Origin of the sequence: Rapidithrix thailandica (assembly GCF_039710355.1) — a bacterium.
Classification (GTDB): domain Bacteria; phylum Bacteroidota; class Bacteroidia; order Cytophagales; family Flammeovirgaceae; genus Rapidithrix; species Rapidithrix thailandica.
In genome coordinates, this window is sequence record NZ_JBDKWZ010000008.1 from 232,516 (window position 1) to 250,002 (window position 17,487).

The 17,487-nt window shown below is 42.3% G+C and carries 7 protein-coding genes; 4 read left to right on the plus strand and 3 right to left on the minus strand.

Annotation, left to right across the window (positions count from 1 at the left end):
- Positions 1 to 183 precede the first annotated feature (183 nt).
- From AAG747_RS15780 to AAG747_RS15790, 3 genes are all read left to right on the plus strand, one after another.
- A complete protein-coding gene (locus AAG747_RS15780; protein ID WP_346822160.1) occupies positions 184 to 4,566 on the plus strand; it encodes an Ig-like domain-containing protein in 4,383 nt (1,460 codons plus the stop codon).
- A gap of 117 nt (positions 4,567 to 4,683) precedes the next feature.
- Positions 4,684 to 5,616, plus strand: coding sequence for a PorP/SprF family type IX secretion system membrane protein (locus AAG747_RS15785; RefSeq protein ID WP_346822161.1), 933 nt, complete (start codon positions 4,684 to 4,686; stop codon positions 5,614 to 5,616).
- A gap of 58 nt (positions 5,617 to 5,674) precedes the next feature.
- The gene (locus tag AAG747_RS15790) at positions 5,675 to 8,395 is read left to right on the plus strand and encodes a hypothetical protein (RefSeq protein WP_346822162.1); all 2,721 of its coding nucleotides are present in this window, start codon (positions 5,675 to 5,677) and stop codon (positions 8,393 to 8,395) included.
- A gap of 117 nt (positions 8,396 to 8,512) precedes the next feature.
- Here the strand turns inward: AAG747_RS15790 and AAG747_RS15795 are convergent, their stop codons facing one another.
- The 3 genes from AAG747_RS15795 to AAG747_RS15805 form a co-directional block, all read right to left on the minus strand.
- On the minus strand, positions 8,513 to 9,949 hold the full coding sequence (locus AAG747_RS15795) for a septal ring lytic transglycosylase RlpA family protein (RefSeq protein WP_346822163.1): 1,437 nt from the start codon (positions 9,947 to 9,949) through the stop codon (positions 8,513 to 8,515).
- A gap of 521 nt (positions 9,950 to 10,470) precedes the next feature.
- Positions 10,471 to 13,239, minus strand: a complete 2,769-nt coding sequence (leuS, locus tag AAG747_RS15800; RefSeq protein ID WP_346822164.1) for a leucine--tRNA ligase — start codon at positions 13,237 to 13,239, stop codon at positions 10,471 to 10,473.
- Between the two features lie 320 nt (positions 13,240 to 13,559).
- Positions 13,560 to 14,534: a type I phosphomannose isomerase catalytic subunit gene (locus AAG747_RS15805; RefSeq protein WP_346822229.1), complete on the minus strand. Its 975-nt coding sequence runs from the start codon at positions 14,532 to 14,534 to the stop codon at positions 13,560 to 13,562.
- A gap of 296 nt (positions 14,535 to 14,830) precedes the next feature.
- On the opposite strand from AAG747_RS15805, the gene AAG747_RS15810 reads away from it, so the two are divergent.
- Entirely contained in the window at positions 14,831 to 17,113 is a 2,283-nt protein-coding gene (locus AAG747_RS15810) for an OmpA family protein (protein ID WP_346822165.1), read from the plus strand.
- Positions 17,114 to 17,487: the final 374 nt, after the last annotated feature.

Below are 17,487 nucleotides of genomic sequence, written 5' to 3' on the forward strand. Positions count from 1 at the left end.
TTATACCAGAAAAATCATCCAATTTTACAACATCTTTTAATTTTTCAATTAAGCATTTACGGGCATCACTAGCACCTCTTCATTTTTTTAATGAATACAATCAATTAACAACTAACTATAAGTGTAATCAACGCCCAGTGAAAGCTATTAAATAGTTTCAAAGTAATAAACCTTGAAATATATATGAGCAAGAATACTGCATTCATCAGGATAGTGATCCTTGTTTTATTACTAAAAAGTACCTTTTTGGCAGCCCAGCACTCTTTTACCGAGAAGGCCGCAACTCAGGGAGTAGATTTGGATGGTAAAAAAGAAGGTGGGTTTTCTTTCGGAGACTTGAACAACGATGGAAACTTGGATTTAATCGTCAATACTTTTCAAGACGATGCCTCTCATCGTACACGGGTGTATTTTTCTACCGGAGCACCTGATTGGCAATTTACGGATGTTACGGCTACACATTGTAAAGGTTGTGTTGCAGGCAATTTACCTGGTGTCTCCGTGATGGAACGCAGTTTGGTAATCGCCGATTTTAACCACGATGGGTATAAAGATTTTATCCGCAACTCCAACCAGCGGCTTGAGGTGTATTTTAATACAGGGAAAGACGGCAGTCCGGCGTATTCTTTTGGAATAGGGACGGACCAAAAGCCGAATTTTGTGTTATATACTTCCAATACACAAGATACCAATCCTCCGAACGGAATTCCCAATGGAATGAACACGGAAGGTATCGGTGTGTTGGATTATGACAATGACGGGGACCTGGACTTGTTGATCGAAAATCACAACTGGGGTGTGGAAATATATGAAAATCAAGGTTTTGCTACAGGTAACTTTGTCCATGTCAATCCTGCCGTTATCGGTTTGATTGACCAGGCAATTGATGGGGATTATGCCGCAGTGGCCGATTACAACGATGACGGGTTGATTGATTTTATCACCCGGAAAAAAGGAGCGATAGACTTGATGCAAAACGATCCGAATAACCCCGGACACTTTATTAAGGGAGTGGAAATTGGAGAAACCGACAACCTGAACAAAGGGTCAGCGGCTTTTTATGACTTTGACAATGACGGTGATTTTGACTTGGTTTGGACAGCCAGTGACAAAACCCAGATTTTTGAAAATCAAAATGGAAGCTTTACCCCTTTGGGAGAATCCACCGGAATACCTGTTAATATTGGAAATCAGATTGATGCTCTGGCAGGTGGCGATGTAGATAACGATGGAGATATTGACCTGTTTTTGGCAGATGATCAAGGGAGTAGTTTTCTCTATATCAATCAATTGAATGATCCGGTGCAAGGGCCAAATGCAGGACAGGCAATGACGTTTGTGAAAGACAACCGGGGGATCAATATTCAAGGGGATGCCGAAGGATGTGTTTTTGTAGATTTTGACCAGGACGGTGACTTGGATCTGTATCTGAATATTGACGGAGGCAAAAACCAATTATGGGTGAATGATCTCCACCAAAGTGAATACGGAGAGAATTATGTAATGGTAGATGTTTGGGAAGAACGGGGAATTTCCGGAAATCCGGGTGCACATCCGAAGCGTTATGCAGTGGGAGCAACGGTTCGTTTGAAAACCTGTGAGGGAGAATATGTCACACCGCTCAAAGAAGTGAACGGAGGAACAGGACATGGAACACAAGACCCACAACGTCTTCACTTTGGCTTGCCTTTGGGGCCGGATGTGGAATACTTGGTAGAGGTGAAATACCCGAATTATGTAGGTAGCCGGCAAGTGGCTACGGCATTGGTCAAGCCTTCCGAAACCCGAGTAGTAGAAATTACTCCTGCTTCCTATTACCATGCTGTGAATTCGGCTCCGGAAGCGAACGATGATGTCATTGAGTTTTGTGAAGGTAATAGCATTTCCTTCAATGTATTGGACAACGATGCCGATGTAAATAACGACCCCATTTTTATCTCTCTGCCCCTATTACAAGAACCTCGTTTTGGAGAAGTGGAAGTCAACAGCAGTACCGGAGAAATTACTTATACATTAAAAGACAAGGATATTCGCCCGGTAGTTGATACCATTCAGTATCAGATTCTTGACGATCCCAAATGTTTGACAGAAGCCAAATCGGACGTGGCATGGGTGATCATCAAATGTGAGCAACAGTGTGACGAGGTAGTGGTCGAAGCCAAAGACGATGCGTATGAGGTAACACAATGCGGAACCTTGGCGGATTTTACCGGAAATATGTTTGAAAACGATGACCTTACTCCTGGTGTAATTTATAAAGTGGAAATTGTAGAGTATCCTAAAAAAGGAAGGGTGACGATTGATCAGGAGGGAAATTTTAACTACACATCGTCTGTCAATTTTGAAGGAGAAGACCGCTTCACTTACCGGGTATGCATGGATAATGGCATCTGTGAAGTGAAGTGTTCGGAAGCTTCGGTGGTGCTGACTTGCGGAGACGGGGATGGCTCTTGTCCTCCTGTAAAGGCCCAAGACGATGACTATAGCAGTGAAAATTGTTCGCTTCCGTTGATTCTCGAAGGTAATGTGACAGAGAACGATGAAGTGCCCGAAGGTACTGTGACATTGGAAGTGCTGGACGAAGTGGACTTTGGAGTGTTGACATTCAACGAGGAAACCGGAGAGTTTAAATACGTGGCAAATACTACTTTTAGCGGTACGGATCAATTTACGTATAAAGTCTGTGTTGAAAAAGAAGGTTGTGATATCAGTTGCTCAGTGGCGACCGTAACATTGCGTTGTGACGATGGTGGTGGCGAACCTTGTGATCAGGAAGCAATAGCAGAAGACGATTTATTTGAGCAGGAAGGTTGCAGCTTACCATTTGTCATTGAAGGAAATATTCTTACCAATGATGCTATTCCTTTAGGACAAATCAGTATTACGATTCAGCAAGCACCTGCGAACGGAACAGTTGCTTTGGATGAAACAACAGGCACTTTCCGCTATGAAGCAAACCCAACCTTTGGTGGTGAAGATTCCTTTACTTACGAAGTATGTGTTGTCCGGGACGGTTGTGTCACATCTTGTTCCACGGCTACGGTAACCTTGCGTTGTGATGACGGGGGAGGGGAGCCTTGTCCGGAAGTTCAAACGGAAGATGATCTTTTTGAAAGCCAAAATTGTGTAATGCCGGCCATCTTTGAAGGCAATGTGTTTGACAACGATGTCATTCCTTTGGGAGAGGTAAGCATCCGTGTCGTTAAGGGGCCTGATTTCGGCGGATTGGTACTCCATGGAGACGGTACCTTCCGTTATGAAGCAGACAATGGCTTTACTGATGAAGATTCTTTTACCTATGAGGTTTGTGTAGAGAGAGACGGGTGTGAGGAAACTTGTGCGCAGGCTACGGTAGTGTTGCGTTGTAATGATGATGGAACCGAACCCTGTGAAGAAGTAACAGCAACGGACGATTACTTCCAACATACAGGTTGTGTCTTACCTTTTGAAATGGAATTGGATGTAATGGCCAATGATGAAATTCCGGAAGGGGAGCTTTCCATCCGTATTCTACCCGATCAGGGACCCAATTTCGGCACCTTGACTTTTAATGCCCATAAGAAATTTATCTATATTCCAGGCACTTCTTTTGAAGGTTTCGACAGCTTTACGTATGAAGTATGTGTCAATATTGAAGGTTGTGAAGTAAGTTGCTCTACCGCAACTGTGACCATTACTTGTAAAGATGATACTGGAGAGCCATGTGAGGAAGAATTTACTGCACTGGATGATGAATACACTGCAGCTTGTGGAGCTCCGTTAGAAGGCATTAATCCTTTAAACAATGATTTGCCGGAAGGAGCAACAGGTACTTTGGTACTCACAGTCAAAGAAGAGCCTGTCCATGGGCAATTCATCGACAATCAGGATGGTACCTTCACTTACGTTCCTGAGGAAGGATATGGAGGAACCGATCAATTGGTTTATACTGCTTGTTGGGACGGTTGTGAGGAAGGATGTCAGGATGCGACCGTAACCTTTATCGTAGAAACCGGCTCCAAACCGGTAGCAAAACCGGACTTCTATACTACTGACTGGCTGACTCCAATATCCGGAGACCTATCCGAGAATGATGAAAATCCGGAGTCATTGACCTACCAGACCGAACCTATAGAGGCACCTGCTAACGGAAGCGTGGAAATTTTAGAAAATGGTCAGTTTATTTATACACCAAAAAGGGGCTTTGAAGGAACCGACCGCTTTATATACCAAGTATGCAATACCTGTGATTGTGAAAATGTTGAAGTGGAGATTCAGGTGGAGGAAGTGCCATTGATTATTTACGACCTGATTACCCCTAACGATGATACGAAAAATGATTCTTGGGTCATCGATGGTATCGAGCGCTTTCCGAATAACAAAGTACAGATATTCAACCGTTGGGGCAATTTGATCTATGAAGTGAATGGATACAACAACGAATCTGTGGTTTGGAGAGGGCAAGTCAACCGGAACGGGGGCATTGCTCCAGGAGAAGAACTAGTGCCGGACGGAACCTATTTTTACATACTCGAACTGGGAGGGGGGCAAGGCAAGTACAACGGAACTATTAAAGTAGCTCGCTAATATTCGAAGTGCAGGAAGGGGACAGACAATCTTCTTCCTGCATATTCTTTCAATGCTTGGATTCGTCCGAGTAATCTCGAAAATGATTATTAACTGTTTATATAACAGCGATATCCTATGAGAAATCAAATGATCAAAATGTATACAGGGCTGATGTTTATCGCAATGTTGGTGGGAAGTCCGGCTTTCGCACAACAGGAGCCCATGTTTACACAATATATGTTCAACGGCATGGCCATTAACCCGGGCTATGCGGGTAGTCATGAAACTATCAGTATTACTGCTTTGGCGCGTAAACAATGGACAGGGTTGGAGGGTGCGCCCAATACCCAGACATTTACCGCGCATATGCCCTTGAAATTGAATACAGCTGCGGGTATTTCCTTTACCCGAGACGAAATCGGTATTACCACTACCAATTCTATTTCGGCGGCTTTTGCCTATAAAGTACCTATGGGTTTGGGTAAACTGTCTTTTGGCTTGCAAGCAGGGATGCGCTTTTACCGGGATAATTTTTCAAAACTTAATCCCAAAGACAAAACGGATGATGTATATACCAATGGCGATGTGAGCAAAACCTTGCCCGATTTTGGGGCGGGAGTGTATTACTATTCCGATCGTTTTTTTCTGGGGATTTCCGTGCCGCACTTGATCAACCAAACCATCGAAACGGCTGATGATGCGGTCTCCGTTTCGGATATGGAAAGGCATTATGTAGTGTACAGTGGGTATGTTTTTGACCTGAGTCCTTCGGTGAAATTAAAACCCCATGCTTTGCTGAAGGTAGTGGAAGGAGCACCGGTACAAATGGATATCAATGCCAGTGTATATTTAAAAGAGATATTGGGTATCGGCTTGTCGTATCGCTCCTTAGATTCATTTGCCGCTTTGTTGGAATTACAAGCCACTCCGGCCTTTCGGTTGGGGTATTCTTATGATTTTGCGACAACGACTGATTTGCGTACCGTGCAAAATGGTTCGCATGAAATCATGCTCAACTATCGCTTCGATTTAAGTAAGAAAATCGTTTTAACCCCCAGGTATTTTTAAACTGTTTCTCTCTATTGCACAGGTATTTAAATTCATTCCTTTGAACTAGCAAAAGCCCATGAAACGTATATATACTTTACTTTTCTTTTTTGTCCTGGTCAGTTGGAGCAATCCCGGTCAGGCGCAACAAAATTCCGAGTTGTTAAGCAAAGCCGATGAGTTGTATTATCAGGAAGCGTATCGGCCTGCTGCCCGCCTTTATAAGAAGATTTACAAAAAAAGTAAAAATGAAGAGGCTTCCCAGGAAGTATTGATGAAATTGGCCGGCTGTTATGTGGAGATTTACAACTATGGGGCAGCGTATAAATGGTATAAAAAAATTTACAAAGACCGGCAGCGATTAAAGCAAGTAGCTGACAGTCTGTATTGTGACGAGCGCAAGTTTGAAGTGGCCATGCAAATGTATGCCACCCTACGGAGCCGTTCCAAAGAAAAGCAAGGGTATGATTTACAGGTTGCCCGCTCGTATTTTGCTATCCGCAAGGATCTGAAAGCCATCGAGTGGTATAGTAAAGTGATCAGTGAAGAGGAGTTGGAAAGCTATCTGGCAAATGATTCGATCTTAAATAAAGTCGCTCTGGACGACCGCCATATTGAATGTTGGGAATACAGTGGAGTGGCGGCCCCGGACCTGCCTGAAGCGTACAGCTATCAGCGAATTGTCAAACCTTCGGATTATTTGCACTTGGCACAGGCAATGTTAAATATCCGGGGTAAATATCACGAGTCCAAAAAGTGGTTTCAACACTATTCCAAACTGCAAAAACTGATCGAAATGCAAAATGAGAATTTGTTGATTTCCCAAACTACTTATTACATTGACAGCTTGCCGATTAATTCTTCGGTATCGGATTTTAGCCCTGCTTTCTATAAAGATAGCCTTGTGTTTGTTTCCGAAAGGGATATTGACGGCTCCAAAGTGAGTAGCATTAACGGTGAGGAACGATCTCCCTTGGATTTATACATTGTAAAATTGGACAGTGCGGGACAGGGGCAAGGCATTCGGAAGTTGATCAATAAAGACCGGAATGTGACTTATAATGAGGGGCCGGTAGCCTTTCTAGATCATGGCCGGAAAATGATTTTTACCGGGAATACTTTTGACGAAAGAAAGCTATTCAAGCAAAATAACCCAAGGCTATCCAATATCAATATTAACCGGATTCAACTATTCTCGGCAAATCAATCGGGAGATAATACATGGGAAGTGAATCCTATTCATTTTTTGTCAAACGACTCGGTGTACAACAATTTACGCTATTCTAAAGGACACCCTGCGCTTACAGCCAATGGAAAACGCTTGTTTTTTGCTGCGGACTATCCCGGAGGGTTTGGAGGTTCGGATTTGTATTACAGTGATTATGACGGACAAGCAAAGCGTTGGACCGAACCGGTGAATTTGGGTGAAAAGGTGAATACCGAAGGAAACGAAGTATTCCCGTATATCCATACCGACAGGCTGGGAAATCAGTCCTTGTTTTTTGCGTCAAACAGGCCCGGAGGGTTTGGGGGCTTGGATATTTATCAATCCCTGATTGTGGGAAATGAATATACAAATCCGGTTAATCTGGGAGATACTTCATTATCCGGAGAAAACAATTCCATTAATTCCAGTAAGGATGACTTTGGGTTGATCCTGGATAAAGACGGGGTGAAAGGGTATTTCTCTTCCGACCGTTCAGGGGACGATGATATTTACCAGTTTAAAATTGTTAAAATTCAAGTGACAGTTTGCGATAGTGAAAACGGAGGAGCTCCGCTTCCGGGAGCAGAGGTGGCTTTTCACAAAGGCGATCAAGCTGAATTGCTCGGTAGTAAAACCGCGGAAGACGGAGTGGTGTGGTTCCATAAGTTTGCCTTAGGAGGAGATTATTCGTTTATGGCCAGTGCACCGGGATACCGTCCGAAATGGTCATCAATGGAGACGTTTAGTTTGGATCAAGTACCTGCCGATGGAATTTACCGGGTGAAAATCTGTCTGGAACCAAGAGCTGTTGCCGATATGATTGTGTTGGCAAATGTAAAAAGTGAACAGCAGTGTTTGATCTCATTCAATAAAGACGTATACGAGTTGACGGAGACCCCTTTGAAAAGCAACACCTTGTATGAACTGGTACAAAAAGGAGCTTTAAATTATTTTATCAATACGGAACAGCCGGATAAGATGTTCTTAGCAAACCTGGATGAAGTGATAGACATCTCCGGAATGGAAAACCCGGCCAAACGGACCCAACTGGTAAACTTATTGGACGAGGCGAACATAGGCCAGGGAGAAGTGACGGTAATCCGGAACATCCGGTACAATTTTGCCGCACCCGATCCTCAAAAATTTCCTAACCTACCGGCTTTCGTACAAAAACTGGTGAAACCCGAAGACGAACTTACCAAAGTAGCGAAAGTGATGGAGATTTATCCCCATCTGGATTTGAAAATGAGCTCCCATACGGATCGCTGCCCTCTGGATGGAAATTACGATAACCTGGCTTTATCAGGTAGAAGAAACCAAGCTGCGGTAGATTATATTGTGAAATTATTTACCCAAATAGGAAGTTCGGAAGAGGAGTTGGAATTGTTGAAAATCCGGATGAAAAAATGCCAATATACCTATGAGTATCCGGTAGATACAGAGACGACTTATGACGGTTGTAAAAATGACTTTAACCGGAGAACGGAGTTTAAGTTTCTTTACAAACACCGGGATAATTACGGGTTGGATTGCGATTGTGATCCTTCCGTAATTCAATACATCCGGTCAGATGATTCTCAAAGTAAGCGATAGATAAGCATCAGAATAAAAAAAACAAGGCGGAAAAATAGCAACTATTTTCCGCCTTGTTTTTTATCCTTAGAGTATGTTTGAAATTTGTTTTTGTTTCAATGAAATTGAAACCTGCTCTTACTTGCTCAGATCATAATGCTTTTTCACAAAGGCTTTTATACCTGATTGTTGTATAAACTGCAACAGAGGTTTTGCCTCTTCTTCACTGTGAAAACTACCCAACAATATCCTGTACACTTTTTGTTTGTTTTGCCAACCCGCTTGTAAGTAAACATGGTTAAATTGGATTTGCTGATAGTGCAATGCTTTTTGAAAGGCAGATTTGATATTGGAAAATACATGGACTTGTACACCATAACCTACCGGCTTTACCTTTTGTCCTTCCAAGGTATAGGTATGTGGCGGTAAGAACACCTGGGTGAGTTCCTCTACGGACATTTCCGGATAAACAATCACCGGAGTGCTGACGGAGGCTGCTTCCACTTGTTCCGGAATGTTTGGTTCTTCTACTTTTTCTTCTTGAGTTTCAATCAAAATTGTAGCTTCCGGGAACTCTTCAGCGGCTTTGAAAGCAGTAGGCGCTGCTTTTGCCTGAACCTGTAGTGTTTGGGCTTGAGGTTTTTGCCAATCCAAAGCGACAATTTCCAAATTGGCTTGAATGGATAATTTTCCGGCCATTCCGATTTTTTCAGCAGCGGCTTTGGAAAGTAGTATAACCGTTCCTTCTTTAATAATGTATTTGGTATCCGGCCGGTCTACTATATGAACCACTACCGTGTTGCCTGTCGCCTTATCTTCCACCCGGACCAAACTGTTAATGGGTGCGGTAGCATGCGAAGCCAGTAATTGGTTCATATCATAGGCATTTCCGGCTTCGGTCATCACCCCATTCCGGTTATCCGGATAATAAGAAGCCAAGCCGTATTGTTGATCACCCACTGAAGCGAGTACTGTATTTTGAGATACGGGTTGCTGGTTTTGGGGTGCTACTGTAGTCACGGTTACCGGATTGGGTGAAGTGACTACAGGTTGTTCCACAGCCGGCTGAGTATAAGGGTTGTTTGCCGGGGCCTCTACGGCCGGTTGAGAATAATTGACAGTGTTTGGAGCTTCGCTTGCCGGTTGGGCATAATTATTTTGCTCTGCCGGAGCTTCTACGGCCGGTTGCAAATAGGCCGGGTTGGCATTGGGATCTACTAACGTAATTTCTACATCTGCAATGCCTTGGTCAATCATTCCCAAAGCAATGGCGGCTGCCTTGGAAATATCAATAATGCGCCCGGGAGTGTGAGGCCCCCGGTCATTGACCTTTACCTGTACCTGTTTGCCATTGTTTAGATTTTTGACTGAAAGGATACTGCCAAAAGGTAAGGTCTTATGTGCGGCCGTAAAGGCATTTTTGTCATAAGGCTCCCCGCTGGCCGTAGGACGTCCGTGGAGCCGGTCCGCATAAAAAGCGGCTTTCCCCTTGGCTTTGTAGGTATTTTGCGCCCAGGTAACATGCGTGAAAAGAAGAAGTGAAGCAATGACATATATTTTTCCGAGATGTCCCATTCTGTATTGGTCCTTTTGTTAAAAAGATTGTTGTTTGAGTGAAGTGTACTAAGAGTATGTTTGCTATTTATTTTTTGTATTGAAAGATTCCTATGTCGGGGATTACAGGTTCGCAAACAATCGAATTTTCGAGCCTCCCTTTATCAAATAGTGAATTTTATGATGGCAGTGAATTAACCTTTTTCTTTTTCCTGGAAAATGTTTCAAAAACACCTTCTCTGTCTTACTGTTTTCAACAATAGCTTTGGCTATTCTCTTTAAAAAGTGCCTTGATGAGCCGGTCTTGATTCCATGTTCGGTCAAAAGCTATAAATGTAAACCACTTCATGCTCAAAGAAGTCGAACTGTCAATGAAAAGCTTTCGGTTTAAATGCAAAAAAACAGGAATACTTAGTAAAGTAAAAATCTCTTCCAATCATGTACAAGGACCGGAAGAGATTTTTTGTATATTCTTATCAAAACAAATTATAAATCATGTTTCTGAACAGATGATTTGCTCAAACTCTTCAAAAGGTCAGGCCTTAAATGACCACGTTTACAATTCTCTTGGGCACTACGATGACCTTTTTAGGTGTTTTGCCTTGCAGCCACTTTTGAACGGTTTCATTGGCCAATACTTCCGCTTCGATATCCTTGGGAGACATGTCCAGTGCAAAGGTCATTTTAACTCTCATTTTACCGTTAATCGAAATAGGATATTCGTGAGCATCCTCTTTCAGGTAAGTTTCGTCCCAAGCCGGGAAGTTGGCATCCAAAACGCTTCCCGACTGCCCTAATTTACTCCAAAGCTCTTCGGAAATATGAGGGGCATAAGGGGATAAAATGACCAGTAAATCTTTCAGCACTTTTTGGTTATTACACTTCATACTGGCTAACTCATTGACACAGACCATAAAGGCACTCACAGAAGTATTGAAGGATAAGTTCTCAATGTCTTCTTCCACCTTTTTGATGGTTTTATGAAGTACTTTCAAGGCCTCTTTGGCAGGTTCGTTTTCCGTGACAACCAAGCTTCCTTCGTTATCATGGAAAAGTCTCCAGAGTTTTCGCAAGAATTTAGCTACTCCGTCAATTCCGTGGGTATTCCAAGGCTTGTCGTGTTCCAAAGGGCCTAAGAACATTTCGTACATACGCAGCGTATCTGCTCCGTACTTTGCGATCATGTCATCAGGGTTGACCACATTGTATTTAGACTTAGACATTTTTTCCACCACATATCCACAGAGGTATTTGTCATCTTCCAAGACAAATTCAGCCTCCGTATATTCCGGCCTCCACTTTTTAAACGCCTCAATATCCAATACATCGTTTTCTACAATATTGACATCTACATGTAGTGTGGATACCTCATATTGATCTTTCAATCCTAATGAGACGAATTTATTTTCATTTTTAACTTTGTAAACAAAATTAGAGCGTCCTTGAATCATCCCTTGGTTGACCAACTTTTGGAAAGGTTCTTTATGGTGAATCAATCCCATGTCAAACAAGAAGTTATTCCAAAAGCGGCTGTATAATAAGTGCCCGGTGGCGTGCTCGGTCCCTCCGATATACAGGTCTACGGAGTTCCAGTATTTTACCGCTTCCTGGCTCACAAATTCCTCTTCATTATTGGCATCCATATAACGGAGGAAGTACCAACTTGATCCGGCCCAACCCGGCATAGTGGTTAACTCGTAAGGGTATTGTCCTTGGTATTTCCAATCCGTGGCTCGGCCCAAAGGCGGCTCTCCGGTTTCCGTAGGTTTGTATTCATTTACTGCGGGCAATTCCAAAGGCAACTCCTCATTTTCAAGCAAGTGAGGGATTCCTTCTTTAAAATATACCGGTACCGGTTCTCCCCAGTAACGTTGGCGGCTGAATACCGCATCCCGGATTTTATAATTGACTTTGACTTTTCCGATTCCCTGCTCTTCTGCTTTGGCACTGATGGCTGCTATGGCCGCTACGGAGTCCATGCCGTTCAAGAAGCCGGAGTTGATCATTTTGCCATGTTTTATTTCACAAGGGTTTTCCAATTCTTCGGTTCCTTCAATCACTCTGATGATGGGTAAACCGAAATAATTGGCAAAGCGGAAATCCCGGTCATCGGAAGAAGGCACGGCCATCACTACACCGGTTCCGTAGCCTGCCAACACGTAGTCAGCAATCCAGATCGGCACTTTTTCTCCCGAGAAAGGATTGATTGCATATGAGCCGGTAAAAGCACCTGATACATTTTTTACCTCGCTCATTCGCTCTCTTTCCGAGCGGTTCACGGCAGTTTGTACATAGGCCTCTATAGTTTCTTTTTGTTCCGGAGTCGTCAATTGTGTTACCAATTCGTGTTCCGGAGCAATAACGATATAGGTCACCCCAAAAATAGTATCGGCACGGGTAGTAAAAGCCGTAAGTTCAATATCAGAATCTACCACTTTAAAATTCAGCTCACAACCTTGGGATTTTCCGATCCAGTTTCGCTGCATTTCCTTCAGTGATTCGGACCATTCTAAGGAGTCGAGGTTAGAGATCAAACGGTCGGCATACGCGGTAATTCGCATCATCCATTGCTTCATCTTCTTACGCTCTACCGGATGCCCACCCCTTTCGGAAAAGCCGTCTTTCACTTCATCGTTTGCCAGTACGGTACCTAAAGCCGGACACCAATTGACCACTGCTTCCGAAGGATGTGTCAAACGGTATTTTAACAACATTTCGGCTTTTTGTTCTTCGGTAAAGTTGTTCCATTCTTCCGAAGAAAATGAAGGCGTGTCTTCATCGCAGGCCGCAGAAATATTGCTGTTGCCTTCTTTTTCAAACCGGGCAATTAAGGAATCAATGGATTCTGCCTTATCGCTGTCTTGGTTGTACCATGCATTGAAAAGTTGCCCAAAAATCCATTGGGTCCATTTATAATAATTAGGGTCGGAAGTTCTTACCTCTCGGCTCCAATCGAAAGAAAAACCAATTTTATTGAGCTGCTTTTTAAAAGTAGCGATATTGTTTTCGGTAGTAATTGCAGGGTGTTGCCCGGTTTCGATGGCATATTGCTCTGCCGGCAAACCGAACGAGTCAAAGCCCATTGGGTGCAATACATTAAATCCCTTCAGACGCTTATACCGGGAAACAATGTCTGAAGCAATATAACCTAAAGGATGACCTACATGCAGTCCGGCCCCGGAAGGGTACGGAAACATGTCCAGTACATAGTATTTGGGTTTATTGGGGTCTAATTTTACTTGATAGATATTCTGGTTTTGCCAGTTCTCCTGCCATTTAGGTTCTATTTCCTTGTGATTATATTCAGACATGGTGGTTTAAAAATTTCAATAAGTCCAATAGAATGTCACAAAAGTAAAGATTTTCCGCAAATAAACCTTAATACCGTCATCAGTCCAGTGTAGTAATGGCGACAGGACAACGACTAGGAAGAAAAATCAAGAGAAGCCGTTTTTACAATTGTGAATACATGAAATGGCGAATGAGTGAGTGAAAGCCAAGAAGAAATAAGGGTTAGCTGAAATAAGCTTAATAGAGAGAGGGAGTGAAATCAACTAAAAACCCTCAATGGAAACAATTTACTGTATTTCCATTGAGGGGGAATTTTGTCATCGTTCAATAGATCCAATACCTATTGTATATACGATTCCATAATCTTGAATGCTCCTTTAGGAGTTAATTTTACCTTTTTCAATGAAGCCGGTAAAAGGATAGATTCACCTTTTCCTACCTCGATTTCACCGTCCTCAAAATTTAAAGTAAAGCCACCTTCCATACATACATAAATGACAAACGAATCCAAGGAAGCATAATCGCGCTCTACTTCTTGATCAAAATGCAAACGGTTGGTCGTAAAGTAAGGGCAAGTAACCAGGTTGACTACTTCATTTTTCTTTTTCTCATATTGTGTTTTATACTCAGGGTACACCTCAAAGTCGATAGCATCCAGTGCTTCCTCCGTATGCAATTCACGGGTGTTGCCTTCTGCATCTTTCCGGTCAAAGTCGTAAATCCGGTAGGTCACATCGGAGGTTTGTTGGATTTCGGCTAATAACAAGCCCTTGCCAATAGTGTGAACCCGGCCGGCCGGTAAGAAGAATACATCGTCCGCTTGTACTTCTTCCTGATTGAGGATATCATTGAGCGTTTTTCCGTTTAAATGCTTTAAATACTCCTCTTTATCCACTTGCTTTTTGAATCCGGAGATTAATTTAGACCCTTCGTCCGCTTGGAAAATGTACCACATTTCCGTTTTCCCAAAAGAATTGTGGCGTTTTTTAGCCAGTGCATCGTCAGGATGTACCTGAATAGACAAATCATCGTTGGCGTCAATGAATTTTACCAATAAGGGAAATTCCGAACCGAATTTTTGATAAATCGTTTCCCCAACCAATTTCCCTTGGTAGCTTTCGATCAATTCCGTTAAGGTTTTTCCGCTAAGGGCTCCGTCTTTTACAACAGACACATTGCCTTGTACTCCGGAAATTTCCCAAGTTTCCCCACAATTAGGCAAAGGAGAAAAATCCTTTTCCAGGATGGTATTGATTTTATTCCCGCCCCAAATTTTGTCTTTGTAAATCGTTCGAAACTTTAATGGATACAGCATAGTCATAATACTCATTTTTTAATCGTACCTATGTTCAGTGGACAGAATTCTTTTTTATACTTAAAAAAAGGTTCAGATAGCAAAAAACGTCAATTTGTAGGAATTCTGGAAAGCCATTTTCAAATTCATTTGTTCTAACTTAGAGCCATTTCATGGCGTATTGTTGATGAAGTGTAATTTTACAAACAAAAAGTAGTAATTTTTGTAGAGTTTCTCTCCTATGTAATAATTCTATAATACTGCACACGTTTACCATCCAAATTGATAAATGAATTAACTATACTAGAATATTGCATATGAGTGCGCGTAAAATCCTTAGTGCATTAACTATCTGTTTGTCTATCAACTTACTATATGCACAAAGCCCTTCTCATCACCTCAAAGAAGGGCTTAAACTGCTCAAGAAAGAAAATTACAGAGAGGCTTTGCCGTATTTTAAAAACGTGCTGAACGAACAACCGGAACACGCAGAGGCCTTGTATTACGCGGGGGTTTGTGAAGTAAGTTATTTTTCAATTGAGCAAGGTTTAAGGTATTTGGAAAAGGTATATGAGCTGAAACCTAAGATAAACCCTAAGCTCGACTATTGGTTAGGGCAGGCTTATCATTACCAAGCGGAGTTTGAAAAAGCAGAAAAGCATTATACCCGTTATCTAAGCACGCTCAAAAAGAAAGATCCCTCCAAAGAGTTTTTAGCCTCCTTGATTGATAACCTTGCCCATGGGCGTACACTTCAAAATGTGATTGCCGATTATCATGTGCATAAAATGAGTGAGGGGATAAACACCGAATTTACCGAGCATAGCCCTATTCTGAGCGATAATGGTAACTCTTTACTGTTTACGTCCCGGTTTCAGGGCAGTGAGGAAAGTACGGGAGCCAATGGGAATTACTTTGAAAATATTTATCAGGTAAGTTTACAGGACGGTAAAGAAGTGGTAAGTAAAGCCTCTTCTTTAGGGAAGCTTGGAAAGAAATCGAACCTTGCCTCTATCCAACTATTTGACCAAGACCGGAAGTTGTTAATTTATACCGATGAAAACGGGGGCGATTTGCAAGTGATGGACAAAACGGACTCCGGGTGGGGGAAACCTTATTCTATTTCTCCCCATATCAATAGCAAAGGGTTTGAAGCACATGGTTACATTACTCCTGATGGCAATACGATTTATTTTGTTTCGAACAATGGCACCGAGAATGATGACCTGGATATTTTCAAAGCCGACAAAAACGAAGATGGTACCTTTGGCAAACCGGTCAATTTGGGTTTGCCTATTAATACTCCCAAAGATGAAAATGCTCCTTATTTAAGCCCGGATGGTAAATTCATGTATTTTAGTTCTATCGGACATAGCAGTTTGGGAGGGTATGATGTGTTCCGTTCGGAGTTTGATCCGCAAACAAACTCCTGGAGTGAACCGGTCAATTTGGGAGCTCCGATTAATACCGCCAAAGATGATATTTATTTTGTGTTGAGTGCGAAGGGAAATTTTGGTTTTATCAGTTCGAACAGGAGTGAGGGAAAAGGTGGAATGGATATTTATCGCTTGTTTTTTAAGCAAAATGTACAACTAAACGGGCAAGTATTGGCACAGCAGGACAATACGAAAGTCCAGGTACCGGAGGTGGATGTCACTTTTGAAAATACGGTGAATGCCAAAAAATATAAGACAACCACAGATCCTAAGGGTGCCTATTCGATTAGTGTTCCTTCAGGAAATAACTATCAGGTGTCCTTAAGTAGAGGGGGCGAACCGTTGCATGTGGGGGGTGAAAAAAAGGTGGTAGACGTAGCAGCCGTAGAAGTAACAGGGCAGCAGGTGAAGCAAGATTTCTTTGTGTCGCCATCAGCAGTTACCCCACTTTTAGCTAAGGAAACTTCAACGGCAACGGAAGAGGAAGAAAGTACCAATGTCATAGCTCAGAATGTGGTTTTATACGGTGCGGTTAATTCGGATGAAGAAACTCCTTTTGAAGAAGCTACCATCAGTGTAAGAGAGTTGGAAACAGGAAGAATTATTGCCAATACCACTATTGAAGGTAATGAGGAGTACAAGTTAGAAGCGCCCATTCAGGATGGGAAGAAGTATACCATCGATGTGACTGCCAATAATTTCAAGTACAATGACATCATAGATTTTGAAAATAATGCTCAAAAAAATACTGAAAACTCGTCTCAGTACCAAGTGAATATACGATTGAAAGAGGTGAGTGAAGGAAGAGAGTTTGTCCTGAAAAATATTTATTATTCGGTGAATAGTTTTCAGGTTACCGAACAGTCCTTACCTACCTTACAGAAATTGTTGAAGGTATTACAGGATAATCCTGAGCTGGAAATTGAAATTCGCGGACATACGGATAGTACAGGGCCTTCTCAAGTGAACAATTGGTTGTCACAAGCCAGGGCTGAAAACGTGAAGGAATATTTAGTAAAACAAGGTGTGGCGACTAGTCGACTACACGCCAAAGGGTACGGTTCGAAAATGCCTTTGGCCAGCAACGATGACGAAAAGGATGGAAGGGAATTGAACAGGCGTACGGAAATAAAAATTTTACGAACGGCTCATACTCGTTCTTGAATCCTATAGTATAAGGATATTATACGTGATTTTCGAATAAACATGTAAAACCCTGGTGCACAAATGGTGCTACCAGGGTTTTTTTCTGCCTAATTTGGAAGGGACAGACAACCCATTCTCCTTTTCTTCCATTATCAATAGAGTATCTATTGAGTGAATACTTGCCAATGGTAGCAGTGTACCGCTGCAAATTGTAATCGTTTACTTTGGTGTAAGCCATTATTTTTAATTACTTTCGAGGTCTTTTTGAAAAGCATATTCAGGGCTTTTCTGCATGAAGGATTGAAGAATGTTTTGTAGATGACAAAGAGAATCACAACTTGAACGGTCTTCGTATTATTCAGAGTTCGAATTGTTGTGTAACTTTGCCAAAG

Coding starts and splice junctions, on each gene's coding strand:
- AAG747_RS15780 (WP_346822160.1), top strand. CDS start 184: ATGAGCAAGAATACTGCATTCATCAGGATAGTGATCCTTGTTTTATTA.
- AAG747_RS15785 (WP_346822161.1), top strand. CDS start 4,684: ATGAGAAATCAAATGATCAAAATGTATACAGGGCTGATGTTTATCGCA.
- AAG747_RS15790 (WP_346822162.1), top strand. CDS start 5,675: ATGAAACGTATATATACTTTACTTTTCTTTTTTGTCCTGGTCAGTTGG.
- AAG747_RS15795 (WP_346822163.1), bottom strand. CDS start 9,949: ATGGGACATCTCGGAAAAATATATGTCATTGCTTCACTTCTTCTTTTC.
- leuS (WP_346822164.1), bottom strand. CDS start 13,239: ATGTCTGAATATAATCACAAGGAAATAGAACCTAAATGGCAGGAGAAC.
- AAG747_RS15805 (WP_346822229.1), bottom strand. CDS start 14,534: ATGCTGTATCCATTAAAGTTTCGAACGATTTACAAAGACAAAATTTGG.
- AAG747_RS15810 (WP_346822165.1), top strand. CDS start 14,831: ATGAGTGCGCGTAAAATCCTTAGTGCATTAACTATCTGTTTGTCTATC.